This is a genomic window from Streptomyces sp. NPDC031132 (genome assembly GCF_055570595.1).
Map to the genome: position 1 here is coordinate 141,987 of NZ_JBVIGX010000015.1, position 19,654 is coordinate 161,640.

16 protein-coding genes, 1 tRNA gene and 1 pseudogene are annotated in these 19,654 nt (G+C 73.6%); 13 read left to right on the forward strand and 5 right to left on the reverse strand.

All coding sequences use genetic code 11. From position 1 onward, the window contains the following. The first annotated feature begins 62 nt into the window (after nucleotides 1-62). Together ACZ49B_RS23295 and ACZ49B_RS23300 are read left to right on the forward strand one after the other, a co-directional pair. The gene (locus tag ACZ49B_RS23295; protein WP_468308983.1) at nucleotides 63-1,697 is read left to right on the forward strand and encodes a N,N-dimethylformamidase beta subunit family domain-containing protein; all 1,635 of its coding nucleotides are present in this window, start codon (nucleotides 63-65) and stop codon (nucleotides 1,695-1,697) included. Nucleotides 1,698-1,820: 123 nt separating this feature from the next. Continuing rightward, complete coding sequence (locus ACZ49B_RS23300; RefSeq protein ID WP_468308984.1) at nucleotides 1,821-2,216, forward strand: VOC family protein; 396 nt, start codon at nucleotides 1,821-1,823, stop codon at nucleotides 2,214-2,216. Between the two features lie 76 nt (nucleotides 2,217-2,292). On the opposite strand, the gene ACZ49B_RS23305 is transcribed toward ACZ49B_RS23300, so the two are convergent. Continuing rightward, nucleotides 2,293-2,366: transfer RNA gene (locus ACZ49B_RS23305), tRNA-Trp, on the reverse strand. Between the two features lie 342 nt (nucleotides 2,367-2,708). Between ACZ49B_RS23305 and ACZ49B_RS23310 the strand changes: the two genes are divergently transcribed. From ACZ49B_RS23310 to ACZ49B_RS23325, 4 genes are all read left to right on the forward strand, one after another. Beyond that, the gene (locus ACZ49B_RS23310; protein WP_468308987.1) at nucleotides 2,709-3,272 is read left to right on the forward strand and encodes a DUF4352 domain-containing protein; all 564 of its coding nucleotides are present in this window, start codon (nucleotides 2,709-2,711) and stop codon (nucleotides 3,270-3,272) included. Between the two features lie 115 nt (nucleotides 3,273-3,387). Continuing rightward, a complete protein-coding gene (locus tag ACZ49B_RS23315; protein WP_468308989.1) occupies nucleotides 3,388-4,713 on the forward strand; it encodes a glycoside hydrolase family 18 protein in 1,326 nt (441 codons plus the stop codon). Nucleotides 4,714-4,790: 77 nt separating this feature from the next. Further along, a complete protein-coding gene (locus ACZ49B_RS23320; RefSeq protein ID WP_468308991.1) occupies nucleotides 4,791-5,975 on the forward strand; it encodes a serpin family protein in 1,185 nt (394 codons plus the stop codon). Further along, on the forward strand, nucleotides 5,972-6,856 hold the full coding sequence (locus tag ACZ49B_RS23325) for an aldo/keto reductase (RefSeq protein ID WP_468308994.1): 885 nt from the start codon (nucleotides 5,972-5,974) through the stop codon (nucleotides 6,854-6,856). Before ACZ49B_RS23320 ends, ACZ49B_RS23325 begins: the two co-directional genes overlap by 4 nt. Here ACZ49B_RS23325 and ACZ49B_RS23330 read toward each other — a convergent pair. Beyond that, on the reverse strand, nucleotides 6,839-7,828 hold the full coding sequence (locus ACZ49B_RS23330) for a sugar kinase (protein WP_468308996.1): 990 nt from the start codon (nucleotides 7,826-7,828) through the stop codon (nucleotides 6,839-6,841). The two genes, ACZ49B_RS23325 and ACZ49B_RS23330, sit on opposite strands and share 18 nt — an antisense overlap. 2 nt (nucleotides 7,829-7,830) lie before the next feature. Beyond that, on the reverse strand, nucleotides 7,831-8,469 hold the full coding sequence (locus tag ACZ49B_RS23335; protein WP_468308997.1) for a bifunctional 4-hydroxy-2-oxoglutarate aldolase/2-dehydro-3-deoxy-phosphogluconate aldolase: 639 nt from the start codon (nucleotides 8,467-8,469) through the stop codon (nucleotides 7,831-7,833). A gap of 135 nt (nucleotides 8,470-8,604) precedes the next feature. Here ACZ49B_RS23335 and ACZ49B_RS23340 point away from each other — a divergent pair, with 135 nt between their 5' ends. The 5 genes from ACZ49B_RS23340 to ACZ49B_RS23360 all read left to right on the forward strand — a co-directional run bounded on the left by ACZ49B_RS23340 (nucleotide 8,605) and on the right by ACZ49B_RS23360 (nucleotide 16,477). Continuing rightward, complete coding sequence (locus ACZ49B_RS23340; RefSeq protein ID WP_468309000.1) at nucleotides 8,605-9,402, forward strand: IclR family transcriptional regulator; 798 nt, start codon at nucleotides 8,605-8,607, stop codon at nucleotides 9,400-9,402. 241 nt (nucleotides 9,403-9,643) lie between these two features. Next, a complete protein-coding gene (locus ACZ49B_RS23345; RefSeq protein ID WP_468309002.1) occupies nucleotides 9,644-11,398 on the forward strand; it encodes a sigma-70 family RNA polymerase sigma factor in 1,755 nt (584 codons plus the stop codon). Nucleotides 11,399-11,497: 99 nt separating this feature from the next. Continuing rightward, nucleotides 11,498-13,984 carry a helicase associated domain-containing protein gene (locus ACZ49B_RS23350; protein WP_468309004.1) on the forward strand — a complete coding sequence of 829 codons (2,487 nt, stop codon included), beginning with the start codon at nucleotides 11,498-11,500 and terminating at the stop codon, nucleotides 13,982-13,984. Nucleotides 13,985-14,263: 279 nt separating this feature from the next. Next, nucleotides 14,264-15,136 carry an RNA polymerase sigma-70 factor gene (locus tag ACZ49B_RS23355; RefSeq protein WP_468309006.1) on the forward strand — a complete coding sequence of 291 codons (873 nt, stop codon included), beginning with the start codon at nucleotides 14,264-14,266 and terminating at the stop codon, nucleotides 15,134-15,136. A gap of 117 nt (nucleotides 15,137-15,253) precedes the next feature. Beyond that, the gene (locus tag ACZ49B_RS23360) at nucleotides 15,254-16,477 is read left to right on the forward strand and encodes an NAD(P)/FAD-dependent oxidoreductase (RefSeq protein WP_468309009.1); all 1,224 of its coding nucleotides are present in this window, start codon (nucleotides 15,254-15,256) and stop codon (nucleotides 16,475-16,477) included. Here the strand turns inward: ACZ49B_RS23360 and ACZ49B_RS23365 are convergent. Then, nucleotides 16,474-17,865, reverse strand: coding sequence for a glutamate decarboxylase (locus ACZ49B_RS23365; protein ID WP_468309010.1), 1,392 nt, complete (start codon nucleotides 17,863-17,865; stop codon nucleotides 16,474-16,476). The genes ACZ49B_RS23360 and ACZ49B_RS23365 overlap by 4 nt on opposite strands. 293 nt (nucleotides 17,866-18,158) lie before the next feature. On the opposite strand from ACZ49B_RS23365, the gene melC1 reads away from it, so the two are divergent. Both melC1 and melC2 read left to right on the forward strand, forming a co-directional pair. Then, nucleotides 18,159-18,557 (forward strand): apotyrosinase chaperone MelC1, encoded by a 399-nt coding sequence (gene melC1 / locus ACZ49B_RS23370; RefSeq protein ID WP_468309013.1) that lies wholly within the window; start codon nucleotides 18,159-18,161, stop codon nucleotides 18,555-18,557. Then, complete coding sequence (gene melC2 / locus ACZ49B_RS23375; RefSeq protein ID WP_468309015.1) at nucleotides 18,554-19,405, forward strand: tyrosinase MelC2; 852 nt, start codon at nucleotides 18,554-18,556, stop codon at nucleotides 19,403-19,405. The genes melC1 and melC2 overlap by 4 nt, the downstream gene beginning before the upstream one ends. Here the strand turns inward: melC2 and ACZ49B_RS23380 are convergent. Then, a pseudogene (locus ACZ49B_RS23380) lies at nucleotides 19,357-19,560 on the reverse strand (two-component system response regulator); the annotation flags it as partial. The gene melC2 and the pseudogene ACZ49B_RS23380 sit on opposite strands and share 49 nt — an antisense overlap. Nucleotides 19,561-19,654 lie beyond the last annotated feature (94 nt).

Sequence of the window (19,654 nt, forward strand, 5' to 3'; positions counted from 1 at the left end):
CGTCGGGGAGGGCGGCCGGGCCGGTAGCAGAGGTGCGTCAAGCGTGACATAACGTGCCCTCCATGGATCAGGAGCACATAGCCGGGGCCGGGAACGGCGACGGCGCGGGCAGGCGGCGGTTCCTCGCGATCGCGACGGGTGCGGCGACCGCCGCCGGGCTGGGGACCGTGGCGGGCTGCGCGAACGGAACCGGCGAGGGAGCTGACGGCGGGGCAGCAGGCAGGGACGAGAAGAAGGGGGCGACGCCCGGCGGGACGGGCGGCAAGGGCGGGCCGGCCGGTTTCGACGTCAAGGCCGAGAACGCCAAGCCCGGGAACGGCGACTGGCATGTGACCAAGGCCGGCCCGGCCCGGGCCGTCGAGGGGTTCGCCGACAAGGTCAGCGTCCTGCCCGGCGAGTCCTTCGGTCTCCACGTGTCCACCACCGCGCCCCGGTTCACCGTCTCCGCCTACCGGATGGGCTGGTACGGCGGCGCCCGGGCCCGGCTGGTGTGGCGGTCCGAAGCCCTGCCCGGCGTACGCCAGCCCGAGCACACGGTGGATTCCGCGACCCGGATGGTCCGCACCCGGTGGCCGCGTACCACCACCGTCGACACCAAGGACTGGCCGGAGGGCTGCTACCTGCTGCGGCTCGACGCACAGGGCGGCGAGGGCCAGCGCTTCGTCCCGGTCACCGTGCGCTCGGCGGCGAGCACCGGCCGTACGGTCGTGGTGAACGCGGTGGCGACCTGGCAGGCGTACAACCGGTGGGGCGGATACGGCAGCTACGACGGACCCAGCGGCGGCTACGCGTCGCGCTCCCTGTCCGTCACGTTCGACCGGCCGTACGAGTACGACGACGGCGCGGGCCTGTTCCTGGTGTACGAGGCCCCGCTGCTCGCCCTCGCCGAACGGCTCGGCATACCGCTGGCCTACGCGACGACCACCGACGTGGCGCGGGAGAAGCGGCTGCTGGAAGGGGCCGCGGCGGTGCTCTCCCTCGGCCACGACGAGTACTGGTCGCCCGAGCAACGGGCCCACTTCACCGCCGCCCGCGACGCCGGGACCAACATCGCGATCCTGGGGGCGAACTGCTGCTTCCGCCGGATCCGGCTGGAGCCCTCCGATCTCGGGCCGGACCGTACGGTGGTCTGCTACAAGTCCGCCTACGACCAGGACCCCGGATTCAAGCGGGGCCACCCTGCCACCGTCGACTTCCGCTCGGCGCCCGGCGCCGACCCGGAGAGCTCGCTGCTCGGCGTGATCTACGACGGCTACCCGGTGGACGCCCCGTACGTGGTGACCCACCCCGGCCACTGGCTGTTCGAGGGCACCGGCGTGAAGGCGGGCGATCGCTTCGCGCACCTGGTGGGGGTGGAGTACGACAAGGTCAACACCGGCTTTCCGACGCCCCGGCCGATCGAGATCCTGGCCCACTCCCCCGTGGTGTGCGAGGGCCGTCCCAGCCACCATGACACGGCGTACTACACGGTGCCGAGCGGCGCGGGCGTGTTCGCGACCGGGACCATGCGCTGGGTGGAGGCCCTGGACGCCACGGGCGACGGCCGCAGCGGAGCCAATCACGGCCTCGACGCGAAGGCGGGCGCGCTGACCACACGGGTCACGGAGAACCTGCTGCGGGCCTTCGCGGCGGGCCCGGCGGGCCGCACACATCCCGCCCAGGACAACGTCAAGGCGGTGTACGGAGGTTCTGCATGACCGGAATGCGGTGGACTCGACCCGGAAGCGGCCTTTAGGATCGTGATCACGGCATCGCGTGTCGGTCACCGACCGGGTGAGGCATGGAGGTGCCCGTGATGTGCCTTGCGGAGGCATTCACTCATGTCAGTACAGCTCAACCACACGATCGTCCACTCCCGTGACAACCGGGAATCCGCCGAGTTCCTGGCGGACATCCTCGGCCTCGAGGTCGGGACCGAATGGGGCCCGTTCGTCCCCGTCGAAACCGCCAACGGCGTCACCCTCGACTTCGCGACCGCCCCGGCGGAGTCCATCACCGTCCAGCACTACGCGTTCCTCGTCTCCGAGGAGGAATTCGACGTGTCGTTCGGGAAGATCCGGGCAGGCGGGGTCCCGTACTTCGCCGACCCGCACATGAAGCATCCCGGCGAGATCAACCACAACGACGGCGGCCGTGGCGTCTACTTCCTTGACCCGTCGGGCCACGGCATGGAGATCATCACCCGCCCGTACGGCTACGTGGAACCCACGGCCTAGCCCCCTGCTCAAGCGGTCGAACGCCGTCGGGCCCGCCCCCTGTGGAGGGGACGGCCCCGACGACGCGTACTGCTTGCAGGGGCGGCAGGATTCGAACCTGCGACATCTGGTTTTGGAGACCAGCGCTCTGACCAGCTGAGCTACACCCCTTCGGTGGGACCAACTCTGACACGGAGCGCAGCGTAGATCCAAATGGATTTGTGGGTCATGCGGGTGGAAGTTCGGCTCGCAAGTGTGCTCCGACAGCCCGGAGCCAATCGATCAGAGCCTCATTTCTGCTGGTCAGCGCGGTGTCCAGCGGGATCGGGCCGTCGTGTCCGATCCAGTCGACGTCCACCCGGTGGGACAGGAGGTACTGGGCGGCCGGGAGTTGACCTCCGTGGCCGGCAGACCAAGAGGCGCCGGCGAGGTCGTCGGAGCGGCGCTCCCGCAGGTGGCAGGACCGGGGGGCGCGGAGGATCGTGGGCAGGGGAATCCAGGGAGGAGGCCGCCATGCGCCGACCCTTCCGGCCGCGCCCGACGCCCCCACCGAGCCCGCCGCGCCGCCTCCGAAACCCCGTGGCCGTGCTCGTCCTCCTCGCCCCCGCCCTGCTCGGCGCCCTCGGCCCGGACGGCTCCGGGGAGACGATCCCGCTCTCCGGAACCGGGCCCGGCCAGCACCTCGACGTCACCCTCACCCGGGTCGTCGACCCGGCGGATCCCGGTCCGGCGCCCGCGGACTCCGGCGCCGGCTCCGACCCCGACGCCGGCTCCGACCCCGACTCCGATCGGCTGGTCGCCGTACAGTTCCGGCTGGAGAACACGGGGACCGCCGTGTACCAGGACTCCCCCGCGAAGTCCTCGCACCTGCTGGACTCCGACGGGCAGCGGTTCACCGGCTCCAACGCCGCGACCGCCGCCGGTCCCGCGTTCCCGGACCCCGTCACCCTCGCCCCCGGCGGCTCGGCGCTGGGCTTCGTCACGTTCCGCCTGCCGGACCACGCCGCCCTCGCCGCGGTCCAGTTCGCGCTGAACTCCGGCCTCGCCGACGACGTCGGCCACTGGAGCCTCACCTGAAGCCTGCCGGCCCGAGTTTCGGACGCCCCCTTGACCGCTCTGGTCCAGACCAATAGTTTCCGGCATGCACCGCGCACGTGTCCCCGCACCGCTCCCGCATCCCCCAAGGAAGCCCATGCGCCGCAGCATGCTCGGCAGGCTGGCCGTCGCCGCCTGTTCCCTCTCCCTGCTCACCGCCCTCGCACCATCCGCTGCCGCGCAGGGCGAAGGCGGTCACGACCGCTCGTACAAGCGGGTCGGGTACTTCACCCAATGGGGCGTCTACGGACGGGACTTCCAGGTCCAGGACCTCGAGACGAGCGGCACCGCCGGCAAGCTCACCCACATCAACTACGCCTTCGGCAACATCAGCGCGGACGGCACGTGCTTCACCGGGAACGTGCCGGGTGAGGCCGACGCCTGGGCCGACTACGTGCGCCCGCTCGACGCCGCGAACTCCGTCGACGGGGTCGCGGACGGCGCCGAGCAGCCGCTCGCCGGGAACTTCAACCAGCTGCGCGAACTCAAGGCCAAGCACCCGGGCCTCAAGGTCCTGCTCTCGCTGGGCGGTTGGAGCTGGTCCACGCACTTCTCGGACGCCGCACTCACCCCGGCCTCCCGCAAGGCCCTCGTAGAGTCCTGCATCGACCTCTACATCAAGGGCAATCTGCCGCAGGACGGCGCCCGCGGCGGCGCGGGCGCGGCGGCCGGCGTCTTCGACGGGATCGACCTCGACTGGGAGTGGCCCGGCTCGGCCGGTGACACGGACACGAAGTTCCGGCCGGAGGACAAGCAGAACTTCGCGGCGCTGGTGAAGGAGTTCCGTACGCAGCTCGACGCGTACGCGCGCAGCCAGAAGCGGAAGGAGAAGTACGAGCTCACGGCCTTCGTCCCGACCGCCCCCGCCAAGATCGACGCGGGCTTCGACGTCCGCCGCATCATGCGCGACCTCGACTTCGTGACCCTCCAGGGCTACGACTTCCACGTCTCCGGCGAGCCCACCACCGCCCAGCAGTCCGCGCTCCGCGCCCGCGGCGACTTCAGCGTGGACGGCACGGTGGAGGCCTGGCGCCACCGCGGGGCGCCGGCGCACAAGCTGGTGATGGGCATGCCGTTCTACGGTCAGGGGTGGACCGGTGTCAGCGGCGGCGGGGACGGCATGGGGCAGCCGGCGACGGGCCCGGCTCCGGCGACCTGGGCGGCGGGGTACGAGGACTACAAGGCGCTGAAGAAGCTTGCCGATTCGGGCACGTACAAGGTCTACCGCGACCGGCGCGGGGGCCACGCCTGGCTGTTCGACGGCAGCACCCTGTGGACGTACGACGATCCGCAGGTGCTGCGGAACAAGGCCGAGTACGTCCGCGAGAACGGCCTGGGCGGCGCGATGTTCTGGTCGCTGGACGCGGACACCGCCGACGGCGAGCTGACGACGGCCGCCGACCGGGGTCTGAACGGCCGCTGACCGGCCACGATACCGGCGCCGCCGGGCCGCGGAAAATGGCCCGGCCCGGCGGCGTCCCACCACATACGCTCGCCGCCATGAGGAACACGACGGTCCGGGCGGTCAACCAACTCACCACGCACTGGGCCCGGCAGGCGATGACGGGCGACCAGGGCACCGTCCTCACGGCGGCCGGGATCTGGCCCCTGCTGGCGCTCCTCGCCGACGCCGCGGGCGGCCCGGCCCGCGCCGAACTCGCCGAAGCCCTCGGCATACCCGCCGAGTCCGCGACCGCGGCCGCGTGGGAGCTGCTGACCGACCTGGCCGGCGTACGAGGCCTCAAGGCGGCCACCGGGCTGTGGACCCAGGCGGACCTCCCCCTGCGCGAACCCTGGTCGACCGGACTGCCGGAGGGCGCCCGCGCCACCCTGACCGGCGACGAGGACACCGACCGCAAGGCTCTCGACGCGTGGGCGTCGGACCGGACCGGCGGGCTGATCCAGCGGATGCCCGCCCCGCTGAACGAGGACACCCGGCTGGTCCTCGCCTCGGCGCTCGCGCTGCGGCTGAAGTGGATCCAACCCTTCCGGACCGGAGCCGTCGATCTGTCCGAGGGCCCGTGGGCCGGGCGGTCGGCGCTCGCCCTCCACCGCAGCACCTCCCTCCTGGACCGCGCCCGGGTTGCGCACACGCCGACCGGCCCGGTGTCGCTGCTCGAAGTGGTCGGCGACGGCGGGGTGGACGTTCACCTGGTGCTGGGCGAGCCCGCCACCCGCCCGGACGAGGTCCTCGCCGCGGGCGCCGCCGTCGTCACCCGGGCCGTGCCGTCGACGGGCGCGAGCCTGCTTCACGAGGGAAACCCGGGGCCGGGGCTGCGCATCGGGACGGTCCGGTCGACGGACCGTGAACCCCGCCTGTGCGTCGAGACGGTGGCTTTCGATGTCAGCGCGGACCATGATCTCCTCGACCACGCCCGGCTGTTCGGTCTGCGCACCGCCACGGACACCCGGTCCGGGCATTTCCCCGGGATCAGCCCCGAACCCCTGGCCATCGGATCGGCCCGGCAGTCGGCGATGGCACGCTTCCACGCCGAAGGCTTCGAAGCAGCCGCCGTGACCGCCGTCGGTCTGGCCGCGGGCTGCGCCCTCCCCCGCCACCGGTACCGGGTCCGCCAGGCCGAGATCTCGTTCCACCGCCCCTTCGGCTTCCTCGCCGTCCACCGCACCTCCCGCCTCGTGCTCGCCGCGGGGTGGGTCGCCGACCCCGTTAGCCTCACCCCATGACTTCCGAAACGATCACCGCGGCAGCATCCGGCACATGGCGGCTCGGCGACCTCACCGTCCGCCGCATCGGCTTCGGCGCCATGCGCCTGACGCATCTCGCCGACGGCTCCCCCAGCGACCGTGACCGGGTGACCTCCGTACTGCGCCAGGCCGTCGAGCTCGGCGTGAACCACATCGACACCGCTGCCTTCTACTTCTCTCCGCTGCGCTCCGCCAACGAGCTGATCAACCGGGCCTTGGCCCCGTACGCCGACGACCTCGTCATCACCACCAAGGTGGGGCCGGGCCGGGACGCCGCCGGGGAGTGGTGGTGGGCCGCCCCCGAGCAGCTGCGCGGGCAGGTCGAGGAGAACCTGCGCCAGCTGGGCCGGGACCACCTCGACGTGGTCAACCTGCGCATACCGCGCCGCGAGACGACCGGTTCGATCGCCGAGCACTTCGGCGCCCTCGCCGAGCTGCGTACGGCCGGGCTCATCCGCCACCTCGGCGTGTCCAACGTACGGCCCGACCACCTCGCCGAGGCGCAGGCCATCGCGCCGGTCGTGTGCGTGCAGAACCCGTACGGGATCGGCTCCCCGGCCGAGGACCACGCCTTCCTCGACGCGTGCGGGCAGCAGGGCATCGCCTTCGTGCCGTTCTTCGCGATCGCCGGCGCGGGCAAGGAGGCCGGGGTGGTCGCGCAGGACGCCGAGCAGGTACGGGCCGTGGCCAAGGCGCACGGCGTGTCGGCGGCGCAGCTGCGGCTCGCCTGGACCCTGAACCGCGGCCCGCACGTCCTGGCCATCCCGGGCACCGGGAACCCCGACCACCTGGTCGAGAACATCGCCACCGGGGCGCTCCGGCTGTCCTCGGAGGAGATCGCGCTACTCCAAGCCGCTTAGCGGGTGGGCTGCGGCCAGGGCTGCCGTTTCGGGGAACGCGGGCACGTGGCCCGTGCCGCCGCGGCCTGACACCGAGAGGGAGGCGGCCGCCATGCCGTACGCGACGGCGTCGGCGAGGCGGTCGCCCAGGGCGAGCCGGGCCGTGGCGGTGCCGGTGAAGCAGTCCCCGGCGCCGGTCGCGTCGACCGGAGCCGGATTGACGGGTACGGGGTGGTGTTCCGCCCGCGTGCCGTCGTCGAGCAGCAGCCGGTCGGCACCCGCCGTGACGACGACCGTACGGGCGCCGAGGGCCCGGTAGCGGGCGGCGGCGGTCCGCGCATCGCCGGTGCCGACCAGAGCCTGCGCGTCGGCCGGGCAGGAGGTCTTGAGCAGCCCGGTCAACGGGGCGATCCGGGCCAGCAGCTCCCGGGCCTCGGCCCGACCGGTCAGGCGGGAGCGGAAGTTGGGGTCGTACGAGACGTGCCCGCCGGCGTCGTGCACGGCTTCGGCGGCGGCTATCACGGCGTCGCGGCTGCTCGGGGACAGTGCACCGGTGATCCCGCTGGTGACGAGGGCCTTGGCGCCGGTCAGCAGGTCCCGCCACGACTCGATGTGCCGCGTCGAGAGGGTGGAACCGGCGCTGTGGGTGCGCCAGTAGACGAAGGCCCGGTCGCCTTCGGCGTCGGAGCCGAGCAGGTAGGCACCGTTGGGGCGCGGGGCGCGGCGTACGTGGGAGACGTCCACGCCGAGCTCGGCCGCACGGTGCAGCAGCGGGACGCTGAGCTCGTCGTCGCCGACGACGGTGAGCAGGGCGGTCCGGGCCCCGGCGGCCGCGGCGGCCGCCGCCGCGTTGAGGGCGTCGCCGGAGTAGGAGATCCGGGCCCCGGTGCCGTCGGCGGCTTCGCTCAGGGCGCTGTCGGCGTGGATCTCGACGAGGACCTCGCCGAGGACGAGTACGTCGTAGCCGGTACGGGGCACGGGTGCGGCCGCCATGGTCAGCGCCCCGCGGCGGCGCAGCCGGAGCAGCACGGCCGGGCCAGCGCGGCGAAGACGGCGGCCAGTTCACCCGGATCGTCGGGCAGGCCGCTGCCGATGCCCACCGCGGCCGCCCCGGCGGCGAGCCACTCCGGGATCTCACCGGGCCGGATGCCGCCGGTCGGGATGAACAGCGCCCCGGGCAGGACCGCCTTGAGGGAGCGGATGAACTGCGGGCCGCCGACGTGCGCCGGGAACACCTTGGCGGCGCCCGCGGACCGGACGGCGGAGGCGATCTCGCCCGGCGTGAAGCCGCCCTCGATGAAGACCGCCCCGCGGCGTGCGGCGACGGCGCGGACCTCGGGGGCCGGGTAGGGGGAGATCAGGAACGCCGCGCCCGCGTCGAGGGCGGTCTCCGCCTCGGTGGCGGTGGTGACGGTGCCGACGCCGATCAGGGCGGGCCGGTCGTACGCGTCGGCGAGCGGGGCGGTCCGGGCGACGGCCTCGGCCCAGCCGGGGGTGGAGGTGGTCAGCTCGACCGTGCGGCAGCCGGCGGCCAGCAGGGCGGTGGTCCGGTGGACGGCTTCGTCCGCGTCGGCGTTGCGCAGCACCGGCAGCAGGCACTGGGCGGCCATGGCCTCGTACGGGTGGCAGGACAACAGGACCCCTCCCTCTGTTCCCGGGGGCGCGCGCCGTGCCCGCAGGCCGGTTGTTCCATGTAGTGGAACGCTGTACCGTGTATCGGAACACTTCCCGCAGACCTTACCCCCACCCGCCCTGACTTTGGAGAGCACATGCCCGACGCCGGGGACACGACGGACGAGCCCGAGGGCCCCGCGCGCGGCGGCCGGACTTCGGCGGCCGGCACGGCGCTGGAGAAGTCGATGCGGATCCTGGAGGCCGTGGCAGCGCCCGGCGGGCCGCACCGGCTCACCGATGTGGTGGCGGCAGCGGCCGTGCCGAAGTCGAGCACGTTCCGGATCCTCGCCTCGCTGATCGAGCAGGGCTTCGTACGCCCGGAAAGCGAGTCACGGTACGGGGTGGGCCCCCGGCTGCGCGGGCTGTCCGCCCTGGTCAGCGGCAGCGAGCCGCCGAGCATCGGGCGGATCCTCGGCGAGCTGCGCGAGGCCACCGGCCAGACGGTCCATCTCGCCCTGCACAGCGGGGAGACGCTCACCTACATCCGGAAGCTGGAGAGCGACCAGCCCTTCCAGACGGCCTCCCGGGTCGGGATGCGGATGCCGCTGCACAGCACTGCCATCGGCAAGGCCATCCTGGCGGACCTGCCCGAGGAGGAGGTCCGGGCGCTGATCGCGGGCGCGGGGCTGCCGCGCCGCACGCCCAGCACCCTGACCGGCCCGGAGGCGCTGCTGGCGGAGCTGGATGCGGTCCGGGCCCGGGGCTTCGCCGTGGACGACGAGGAGAACGAGCCGACGATCCGGTGCATCGGCGCCGCGATCCCGGGCCCGGCCGGCCGCCCGGTCGGCGGGGTCAGCGTCACCACGGTCACGTTCCTCGTCTCCCGCGAGGAGATCGAGGCCTACGCGCCCGCCCTGCGCGCGGCCACGGAGGCACTGACCCCGCTGCTGTAGGCGCGGGACCTCGACCACCTGGACGCGTTCGTCGAGCGGGTGGTGGGCACCGTACCGGGGGACGCGATGCCGGTGGCCGGACGGCGGCTCGCCCCGGTGGACGCCTCGGCGCGGCGCCATCCTCCGCAGGCCCCGGAAAGTTCTTCAGGTTCTTCTTCCGGATAACCGTTATCCGGGCCGCGCTCGACGGTCTCCCATGTATCGGGCATCATCGACCGCCGGTACGGACAGGGAACCTCACATGACTACACAGCACACGGCAGCGCTGGTGGCAGCCGCCCGCGCGGGCGATGCCCGCGCGCAGGACGAGCTGGTCGGCACCTATCTGCCGCTCGTCTACAACATCGTCGGGCGCGCGCTGAACGGCTCCTGCGACGTGGACGACGTGGTGCAGGACACGATGCTGCGGGCGCTCGACGGGCTCGGCACCCTGCGGTCGGACGAGAGTTTCCGGTCCTGGCTGGTGGCGATCGCCATGAACCGGGTGCGGGCGCACTGGCAGGCCCGGCACAGCGCCCCCGGCGAGAGCGGACTGGAGGCCGCCTGGGAACTGGCCGACCCGGGCGCCGACTTCGTGGACCTGACCGTCCTGCGGCTCCAGCTCGAAGGCCAGCAGCGGGAGACGGCCCGCGCCACCCGCTGGCTGGAGACCGACGACCGCGCGCTGCTGTCGCTGTGGTGGCTGGAGTGCGCCGGGGAGCTGACCCGTGCCGAGGTGGCCGCGGCGCTCGAACTGTCCCCGCAGCACACGGCGGTACGGGTGCAGCGGATGAAGGCGCAGCTGGAGTCGGCCCGGGTGGTGGAGCGAGCGCTCGGCACGCAGCCCCCGTGCGAGGCGCTGCGGTCGGTGACGGTCGGCTGGGACGGGCTGCCGTCGACGCTGTGGCGCAAGCGAATAGCCCGGCACGCGCGCGAATGCGTACAGTGCGCAGGACTGTGGAGCGGACTGCTCCCGGCGGAGGGGCTGCTGGCAGGTCTGGCCCTGGTCCCGGTCTCGGTGGCGCTGCTGGCCGGCGTACGGGCGGCCGCGGCCGGCGGCTTCGTCCTGGCAGGCGCGGCGTACGCCTCCGACGGCGGCGCGGGCGCCCAGGCGGGCGGCCTCGGCGGCCCGGGTACGGGCACGGGCACGGGCTTCGAGGCCGCGGGCTTCGACGGTGCGGGCCTCAACGCCGCGGGCTTCGGCGGTACGGACTTCTCCGACGCCGCGACCCAGCTCACCCCCACCGTCTCCGGTCAGGGCGGCATACCCGAGGCCGCTCCCGGCGGCGGCCGCAGCGTCCTGCGCAAGCGCCGGCAGAGCCGCCGTCGCGCCATCGGCGGCGCCGTGCTCGCCGCGTGCGTCGCGGGCGGCGGGATCGCGTACCTCGGCGGCTTCCCCGGCTCGGACGACAAGGAGACCGGCGCCGCACCCGCCGCCCCGCTCTCCGCGCTGTCGGCGCCCGACGCCGGCGCCCCGTCCCCCTCGGACTCGGCCTCGCCCTCCGCGTCCGCCTCCCCTTCGCCGTCGGCCTCCGCCTCGCCGAGCCCGTCCGCGGAGAGCCCGAGTCCGAGCCCGTCGCCGACCAAGTCCAAGGCGCCGGCGCCGCGTCCGCCCGCTCCGGCGCCCGCCCCGGCGGGGGTCGCGGGCCAGGTCATCGCACTGGTCAACTCCGAGCGTGCGGCGGCCGGCTGCGGCCCCCTGAAGGAGGACTCGCAGCTGCGGGCGGCCGCCCAGGGGCACTCCGACGACATGGCGGCCCGGGACTTCTTCGAGCACACCAACCCCGACGGCGCCGACCCCGGGAAGCGCACGACGGCCGCCGGGTACCGCTGGTCGACGTACGGGGAGAACATCGCGAAGGGCCAGCAGACCGCGGCCTCGGTCATGGACTCGTGGATGAAGAGCCCGGGCCACCGCGCCAACATCCTCAACTGCTCCTTCAAGGACATCGGCGTGGGCATCCACACGGGCCCGGGCGGACCTTGGTGGACGCAGAACTTCGGCGCCAAGATGTGACCCGAACACACCGCCAGAGCAGACCCCGACTGCTTCAAATGTCGTGCAGGATGGAGACTGGAGCCGAAGAGGCTGATCAGAGCGGACGGAGCACGGCGCATGGCGAAGAAGGAGCTCCGGCCGCACCAGCGCGAGGCCGTCGACGCCGTACTCCGGGCTCTCGAGCTGCCGGCCGGTGGCCGGGTGCCCGAGGCCGGGCTGCGGACCCAGGTGATCATGGCCACCGGCTCCGGGAAGTCCCTGGTCGCCGTGCGCTCCGCCGAAGAGCTGCGGGCCGGGCGGGTGCTCGTCCTCGTGCCCTCGCTGGACCTGCTCGTACAGACGGTGACGGCGTGGCGGGAGGGCGGCCGGACCGGGCGCGCCCTCGCCGTGTGCTCGCTGCGCGCCGAAGAGGCGGGCGCTCCGGCCACCACCGATCCGGCCGAACTGGTCCGCCGGGCCGGCCGGTCGGCGGACCGGCTGACGGTGTTCGCCACGTACGCCTCGCTGGGCCTCGGCACCATCGAGCGCGCCCACCTCGCAGGGCTGCCGGGCTGGGACCTGGTCGTGGTCGACGAGGCGCACCGTACGTCCGGGCGGATCGGCAAACCGTGGGCCGTGGTGCACGACAACACCCGGATCCCGTCCGTCCGGCGGCTGTACATGACGGCCACGCCGCGGGTCTGGCAGGACGGCGCGGAGCCGGAGGAGGGCGAGGAGTCCGAAGGGTCCGGGGAGGGCGGGGAGGGCGGCCGCGGGCGGGGCGATCTCGTCGCGTCCATGGAGGACGACGCGGACGGCCCGTTCGGCGCGCGCTGCCACACCCTGTCCCTCGCGGAGGCCATCGACCGCGGCATCTGCGCCCCGTACCGGGTGGTGTGCGTGGACGTCAGCGATCCGGGGTTCCAGGCGGCGGTGCTGCTGGGCGCCGACGGGCGCTCGGACGCCGTGCGCGGGGCGCGGCTGGCGGCCCTTCAGGCGGCGCTGATCAAGGCGGCCGCCGGCCAGGGGTTCCGACGGACCCTCGTCTTCCACCACCTGACCCGGGAGGCCGAGGCCTTCGCGGCCGGGCTGCCGGCGGTGGCGCAGCGGCTACGGGCCGCGCCGCGTGACACGCAGGAGCCGGCGTATCCCCGTACCGTCTGGGCGGACTGGCTGTGCGGGCAGCACACCGCGGCGCACCGGCGGCGGGTGCTGGACACGTTCGCGGCGGGCGGCGTCGCCGACAAGGCCTTCCTCGGCAGTGTCCGGGTGCTGGGCGAGGGCGTGGACACCAAGGAGTGCGACTCCGTCTTCTGGGCCGACGTACGGGGTTCCATGCCCGACCTGGTCCAGGCCGTCGGGCGGGCGCTGCGCATCCACCCCGGCGAGGGCAAGGTCGCCTCGCTGGTGGTCCCGGTGCTGTTGGGGCCGGGCGAGACGCCCGAGTCGATGTTGACCTCGCGCGCGTACGGGGACCTCGCGCGGCTGCTGGAGGCGCTGCGGGCGCACGACACCCGGCTCGTCGAATCGCTGGCGCAGCCTCAGGCGCCGAGCCGGCCGCGGCCGCAATCCGGCACCGAGGCCGTGACGGGCGCCGGCACGCGGGCGGGGGCGCAGGCTCTGCTGAGCTTCTCCACGCCGCGGGATCCGGCGCTGCTGGCGGCGTTCATCCGGCTGCGCGTGCTGCACCCGGAGCGCGAGCACTGGCGGCGCGGGGTGGAGGCGGCCCGGATCTACGCGGCCAGGGCCGGGGATCTGCGGGTGCCGTTCGCCTTCAAGGTCCCGAAGGCGACGCAGCTGTCCGCTCCGCAGCCGGCCGCCGAGGGCTGGCCGCCCGGGCTGGCCCGGTTCCCGCTCGGCCAGTGGATCGCGGACGTGCGGCGCACCCACCGCCGGGGCGCCCTCGGCCGGGAGCGGGTCGCGCAGCTCGACGAACTCGGCATGGTGTGGAGCCACTTCGACGTGGCCTTCGACGAGGGACTCGCGGCGGCCCGCGGCTGGGCGGCGGAACACGGCCACCTGCTGCCGCCCGTGGAGGCCACCTGGCGCGGCGCGCCGGTCGGGGTGTGGGTCAAGAACCAGCGGGCCGCCGCCCGCCGCGAGGGCCCCGGCGCCCTGCCCGAGGAGCGCCGGGAGGCCCTGGAGGCCATCGACGCGTCCTGGTGCCCGGCTTGGGAGATCTCCTGGCAGCGCGCCTTCCACCTGACCCGCGTCCACCTCGACGCGGGCGGCCGACTGCCGCTGACCCCGGGCGAGGTGGTCGTACAGGGCGAGGACCTGGGCCGGTGGGTCCGCACCCAGCGACTGGCCTGGGAGCAGCTGACCTGGGCGCAGCGCTGGCTGCTGGAGCACACGCTGGGCGTGACCGGGGCGAGCGCGGCCGAACGCCCGCAGCCGCGGCGCTCGCAGGCCGAGAAATGGGCGGAACACCTGGCCGCGGCCCGCCAGTTCCACACTCGCGAGCGGCACCTCCGGGTCCCCCGCAAGCACGTGGAACGGGTCGGCGGCCGGGAGTTGCGGCTGGGGGCGTGGATCGCCAACCAGCGCTCCCGCGCGTCGACCCTGGCCCCGGACCGGGTCGCTGCGCTCGACGCACTCGACATGCGCTGGCCGGCGTCCGCCTGAGCGGCGCCGTCGGCCGGGGACGTGGCTGACTAGGGGGTGTCGTCAAAGTAGCGTCGTCCGCCCGTGAGGGCAGGGCCGGCGGGGTCCGGTGCGTGTGATCGCAAGGCGGAGGAGGGAGGCGACGCTCGCGTCGTCGACCGACGACAACGCGGCGAGCGCGCGTGCCGGGCCCCACCGGCCAGACGGGACTTTGACGACACCCCCTAGGATGCGCCGGGTACGCAGGACCGACACGGGCGCGGACGCGGACAGGGACAGGGACACGGGGAGGCTTCGGCTGTGACGGCGGAGAGCGAGGCGCATCGCGCCTTCCACGAGCACCGGGGGCTGCTCCAGGCGGTCGCGTACCGCGTCCTGGGCCGGGCCGCCGACGCCGAGGACGTCGTCCAGGAGGCCTGGCTGCGCTGGAGCCGGGTGGATGCGGGGCAGGTCGCCGACGCCGAGGCGTATCTGGTCCGGGTGACCACCCGGCTGGCGATCGACCGGTTGCGCAGCGCCCAGGCCCAACGGGAGTCGTACGTGGGGCCGTGGCTGCCCGAGCCGCTCCTGACCGGCCCGGACGTCGCGGACGACGTGGCCCTGGCGGACACCGTGTCCACCGCGATGCTGCTGATCCTGGAGTCGCTGTCGCCGCTGGAGCGGGCCGTGTTCGTCCTGCGCGAGGCGTTCGGGTACGCGTACGCGGAGATCGGCGACATCGTCGGCCGCGACGAGGCCGCGGTACGCCAGACCGCCCGCCGGGCCCGGGCGCACGTGGAGGACCGGCGCACCCGCTACGACACGGACCTGGCGGTGCGCCGCCGTGTGACCCAGCGGTTCCTGGAGGCCAGCTCCGGCGGCGACGTCGCGTCGATGCTGGAGGTGCTGGCGCCGGGCGTCACCCTGGTCAGCGACGGCGGCGGCCTGGCCCCCGCGCCGCGCAAGGCGATCCAGGGCGCGGAACTGGTGGCGCATGCGTTCGCCACGTTCGCCCGGCGGCTGCCGGAACAGCTCGGCATCGAACTGGTCGAGGTCAACGGCGGGCCGGGCATCGTCGCGTACTCGGCCGGGATCCCGGTGACCGTACTGGTGCTGCACCTGGTGGACGGGGCCGTGGACACCATCCACCTGATCGCGAACCCGGAGAAGCTGACGGGGATGCGAGCCGCCTGAACGGATGCGACGCGGGTCACATCGGGTCCGCGTCACGCGGCGGTGGTGCCGTCTCGTCCGTGGGGTGACATGCCGGGGCGGCACGGCCCCCGGCGGAGCCTCACCAGGAGGTCAGCCATGACCACCCCCTCGAACCTCGGCACGCACCACCGCGTCCTGGTCCTCGGCGGCGGCTACACGGGCCTGATGGCCGCGATCCGGACCGCTCGCCGCACCCGCCGCAGCGGTGGCCGGGTCACCCTGGTCAACCCCTCCGGCCGGTTCACCGAGCGGCTGCGGCTGCACCAGCTCGCCACGGGCCAGCAGCTGGCCGACCACCGGATCGCGGACCTGCTCGCCGGCACCGGCATCGAGTTCGTGCAGGGCCGGGCGACCGCGATCCGCGCCGACCGCCGCGAGGTCGCGGTCGAGACCGCCGACGGCAGCCGCGTACTGGCGTACGACACGCTGGTCCACGCGGTCGGCAGCGTCTGCGACACCGGCGCCGTCCCGGGCGCCGACATCCACGCGTACACCTTCGACGACGCAGCAGCGGCCCTCGAGCTGGCCGGGAGGCTGCCGGCGATCGCCGCCGCGGGCGGCACGGTCGCGGTGTGCGGCGGCGGGCTCACGGGGGTGGAGACGGCTGCCGAGATCGCCGAATCCTGGCCGGGCCTGCGCGTCGAACTGCTCAGCCGGGAGGTCCCCGCGGCCATGCTCGGCGAGCGTGCCCGCGGCTACCTGGAGCGGGTGCTGGAGCGGCTCGGCGTGCGAGTGCGCACCGGCGCGGAGGTCGTCAAGGTCCTGCCGGAGGGTGTGGCACTGGCCGGGGGCGAGTACGTCCCCGCCGACGCGGTCGTGTGGACCACCGGCGTACGGGTGCCCGCACTGGCCGCGGACGCGGGCCTGACCACCGACGGCCGGGGCCGGATCGTCACCGACCCCACCCTGCGCTCGGTCTCCCACCCGTCGGTGTACGCGGTGGGCGACGCCGCCGCCGTCGGCCAGGCGTACGGGGTCGTGCACGGCACGTGCCAGAGCGGCATCCCCACGGCCGTGTACGCCGCCGACGCCATCGCCCGGCGGCTGTCCGGCCGCGAACCCCGGCCGTTCCGGTTCGGGTACGTCCACCAGCCGGTCAGCCTCGGCCGTCGCGACGCGGTCATCCAGTTCACCCGCGGCGACGACACCCCGCGCCGCTGGTACCTCACGGGGCGGGCCGCCGTGGCGTACAAGGAGTCCGTCAGCAGCAGCCCGTTCCCCGCGTTCCGCATGTCACGGCGGTACGCGATCCCCGCGCGCGCGATGTGGACCCGCGGCGGCAGCCGCAACCGCCCGGCGGCGGGCCCGAGCGGAAGCTAGTGATGGAACCCGGAGCGGGGCTCGGTCGCCGGGACCGGCGGGGGTGTGGCGGCGAGGTGGTCCACCGCCTGGCGCAGGTCCGCGACGAGCAGGGCGATCTGGTCGCGGGTCACGCCGTGCCGGATCAGCACGCGCTGGATGACGGTGTCGTCGCGGGCGGCCGGCAGCGGGTACGAGGGCACCTGCCAGCCGCGCATCCGCAGCCGGTCGGAGAGGTCGTAGAGGGTGAACCCGGCCGCGGCCTGGTCGGTGAGCCGGTAGGAGACCGCGGGGAGGCCGCCGAGGCCGTCGTAGAGCAGGGTGAACGGGCCCATGGCGGCGATCTCCCCGGCCAGGTACTGGGCGGTGGCGACGCAGGCCTCGTGGACGCGTTTGTAACCGGCGCGGCCGAGCCTGAGGAAGAGGTAGTACTGGGCGATGACCTCGCCGCCGGGGCGGGAGAAGTTGAGGGCGAACGTCGGCATGTCGCCGCCGAGGTAGTCCACGTCGAAGACGAGCTCCTTGGGCAGCAGGTCGGCGGTGCGCCACACGATCCAGCCGACGCCGAGGGGCGCGAGCCCGTACTTGTGCCCGGAGGTGTTGATGGAAGCGACGCGCGGCAGCCGGAAGTCCCACACCACGTCGGGGTGGAGGAAGGGGGCGACGAAGCCGCCGCTGGCCCCGTCCACGTGGACCGGGACGTCCCAGCCGTGCTCGGCCTGGATCCGGTCGAGTTCGGCGGCGATCTCGGCCACGGGCTCGTAGTCGCAGGTGTAGGTGACGCCGACGATGGCGACGACGCCGATGGTGTTCTCGTCGACGTACTCGGCGAGCTGATGGGGGCGCAAGCCGGTGGCGTCGGGTTCGAGCGGGACCGGGCGCAGTTCGACGTCGAAGTAGCGGGCGAACTTCTCCCAGCAGATCTGGACCGGCCCGCACACCAGGTTGGGCCGGTCCGCGGGAAGGCCCTGGGCCCGGCGGCGGGCACGCCAGCGAAATTTGAGGGCGAGGCCGCCGAGCATGGCCGCCTCGCTGGATCCGGTGGTGGAGCAGCCGGTGGCCGCGCCGTCGGCCGGTGCGTTCCACAGGTCGGCCAGGATGTTGACGCAGCGGGCCTCGATCTCGGCCGTCTGCGGGTACTCGTCCTTGTCGATCATGTTCTTGTCGAGGCACTGGTTCATCAGGCGGTGTACGCCGTCGTCGGACCAGGTGGTGCAGAAGGTGGCCAGGTTCTGGGCCGCGTTGCCGTCGAGGAGGAGCTCGTTGCTGAGCAGCTCGTAGACCACCTCCGTGGGCGAGTGCTCGTCGGGCATCCGGTACTTGGGGAGGATCTGGCCGCTCAGCGCGGACGTGAACACGTCCGTGTCGAGGTCACCGGCGGCCACGTCTTTCGTCTCATGAAGAGCCATATCCGGACTATAAGTGACTGATCATCACAAAGACCGCTTCGACCCCCTTGGCGGAGGATTCGGGCGCCGACACCGAGAGTTTCCGGCCGACTCCACGGTGTGACCCCCTCCATAGGGGGTGCGTGCAGCGGGACAACTTACTGTCGAGTAGGCTTCTGTACGAAGATCTTCCCGTCCGGGCCGTCGAATCCGGGTCGGACGGGAAGATCGACCAACTGGTTCTATGGGCAACTTATCCATGCATGTCCGGATACCGGTCAACGGCCTTTGCCGTCCTGATACCTCTTCGGCCCATGAACAAGATCACCCGCCGGCAAGCCTTGGGCACCACCGCCGGCGCTCTCACCGTCCTCGGCATCGCCGGCGCCACCGCGCACGCAGCCGCCGCCGACTCCCGCGCCTCCCTACCCGCCGGCACGGTCGACGAGGTGTACCAGGGCCGTCGCATACAGATCACCCCGGGCGGGGGCGGCCACCACGGCGGCCACCACGGGGGCGGCCACGACGGACTGCCGACCGTCCGGATAGACGGCCGCGAACTGCACGTCATGCGCAACGCCGACGGCACCTGGATCAGCGTGGTCAACCACTACGAGACCTTCGCCGATCCGGCTTCGCTCGCCCGCGCCGCCGTGCGCGAGCTCCAGGGCGCCGTCCTCGCCCCCTTCGCGCCCGTGGGAGGCACGGCATGACCGTCCGCAAGAACCAGGCCGCCCTCACCGCCGAGGAGAAGCGCGCCTTCACCAGTGCGCTGCTCGAGCTCAAGCGCACCGGCACGTACGACCGGTTCGTCACCACCCACAACGGGTTCATCATGGCCGACACCGACTCGGGCGACCGCGTCGGTCACCGCTCGCCCTCGTTCCTGCCCTGGCACCGCCGCTTCCTGCTGGAGTTCGAGGCCGAGCTGCAGAAAGTGGACCCGAAGGTTTCGCTCCCGTACTGGGATTGGAGCGCGGACCGCACCACCCGCTCCTCCCTCTGGGCCGCCGACTTCCTCGGCGGCACCGGCCGGGCCCGCGACGGACAGGTCCTCGACGGGCCGTTCGCGTCCGCCAACGGCAAGTGGCCGATAAACGTACGGGTGGACGGGCGCGCGTACCTGCGCCGGGCGCTCGGTGCGGGGGTGGCCGAGCTGCCGACGAAGGCCGAAGTGGACGCCGTGCTCAACATGCCGGTGTACGACATGGCCCCGTGGAACAGCTCCTCGAACGGGTTCCGCAACCACCTGGAGGGCTGGCGCGGCGCCAACCTCCACAACCGGGTGCACGTGTGGGTCGGCGGCCAGATGGCCACCGGGGTCTCCCCCAACGACCCGGTGTTCTGGATGCACCACGCCTTCGTCGACAAGCTGTGGGCCGAGTGGCAGACCCGCAACCCGAAGTCCACGTACCTGCCGGCCGCGGGCACCACGAACGTCGTCGACCTGCACGACACCATGCGGCCGTGGAACGACGTGACCCCGGCGGACATGCTGGACCACCGGAAGTTCTACACCTTCGACACCGAGCCGGTCCCGGCCGCCGCCAGCCAGCGGTAGTGCAGTTCGGGGCGGCCGACCTGGCCGTACCGGGGGGTGCGGTCCGCCCGCCCGGTGTCCACCAGGTGCTCCAGGTAGCGGCGGGCGGTGATCCGGGAGATCCCGGCCGCCTCGGCCGCCCCCGCGGCGGTCAGCCCCTCGGGCGCCGCCCGGAGCAGCGGGGGGGGGGGGGGGGGGGGGGGGGGGGGGGGGGGGGGGGGGGGGGGGGGGGGGGGGGGGGGGGGGGGGGGGGGGGGGGGGGGGGGGGGG

Bases quoted from the DNA above. Each gene is read 5' to 3' on its own strand.
- ACZ49B_RS23300 (WP_468308984.1), top strand. From the start codon at position 1,821: ATGTCAGTACAGCTCAACCACACGATCGTCCACTCCCGTGACAACCGG.
- ACZ49B_RS23330 (WP_468308996.1), bottom strand. From the start codon at position 7,828: ATGGCGGCCGCACCCGTGCCCCGTACCGGCTACGACGTACTCGTCCTC.
- melC2 (WP_468309015.1), top strand. From the start codon at position 18,554: ATGACCGTCCGCAAGAACCAGGCCGCCCTCACCGCCGAGGAGAAGCGC.
- ACZ49B_RS23325 (WP_468308994.1), top strand. From the start codon at position 5,972: ATGACTTCCGAAACGATCACCGCGGCAGCATCCGGCACATGGCGGCTC.
- ACZ49B_RS23315 (WP_468308989.1), top strand. From the start codon at position 3,388: ATGCGCCGCAGCATGCTCGGCAGGCTGGCCGTCGCCGCCTGTTCCCTC.
- ACZ49B_RS23320 (WP_468308991.1), top strand. From the start codon at position 4,791: ATGAGGAACACGACGGTCCGGGCGGTCAACCAACTCACCACGCACTGG.
- ACZ49B_RS23295 (WP_468308983.1), top strand. From the start codon at position 63: ATGGATCAGGAGCACATAGCCGGGGCCGGGAACGGCGACGGCGCGGGC.
- ACZ49B_RS23360 (WP_468309009.1), top strand. From the start codon at position 15,254: ATGACCACCCCCTCGAACCTCGGCACGCACCACCGCGTCCTGGTCCTC.
- melC1 (WP_468309013.1), top strand. From the start codon at position 18,159: ATGAACAAGATCACCCGCCGGCAAGCCTTGGGCACCACCGCCGGCGCT.
- ACZ49B_RS23365 (WP_468309010.1), bottom strand. From the start codon at position 17,865: ATGGCTCTTCATGAGACGAAAGACGTGGCCGCCGGTGACCTCGACACG.
- ACZ49B_RS23310 (WP_468308987.1), top strand. From the start codon at position 2,709: ATGCGCCGACCCTTCCGGCCGCGCCCGACGCCCCCACCGAGCCCGCCG.
- ACZ49B_RS23345 (WP_468309002.1), top strand. From the start codon at position 9,644: ATGACTACACAGCACACGGCAGCGCTGGTGGCAGCCGCCCGCGCGGGC.
- ACZ49B_RS23350 (WP_468309004.1), top strand. From the start codon at position 11,498: ATGGCGAAGAAGGAGCTCCGGCCGCACCAGCGCGAGGCCGTCGACGCC.
- ACZ49B_RS23340 (WP_468309000.1), top strand. From the start codon at position 8,605: ATGCCCGACGCCGGGGACACGACGGACGAGCCCGAGGGCCCCGCGCGC.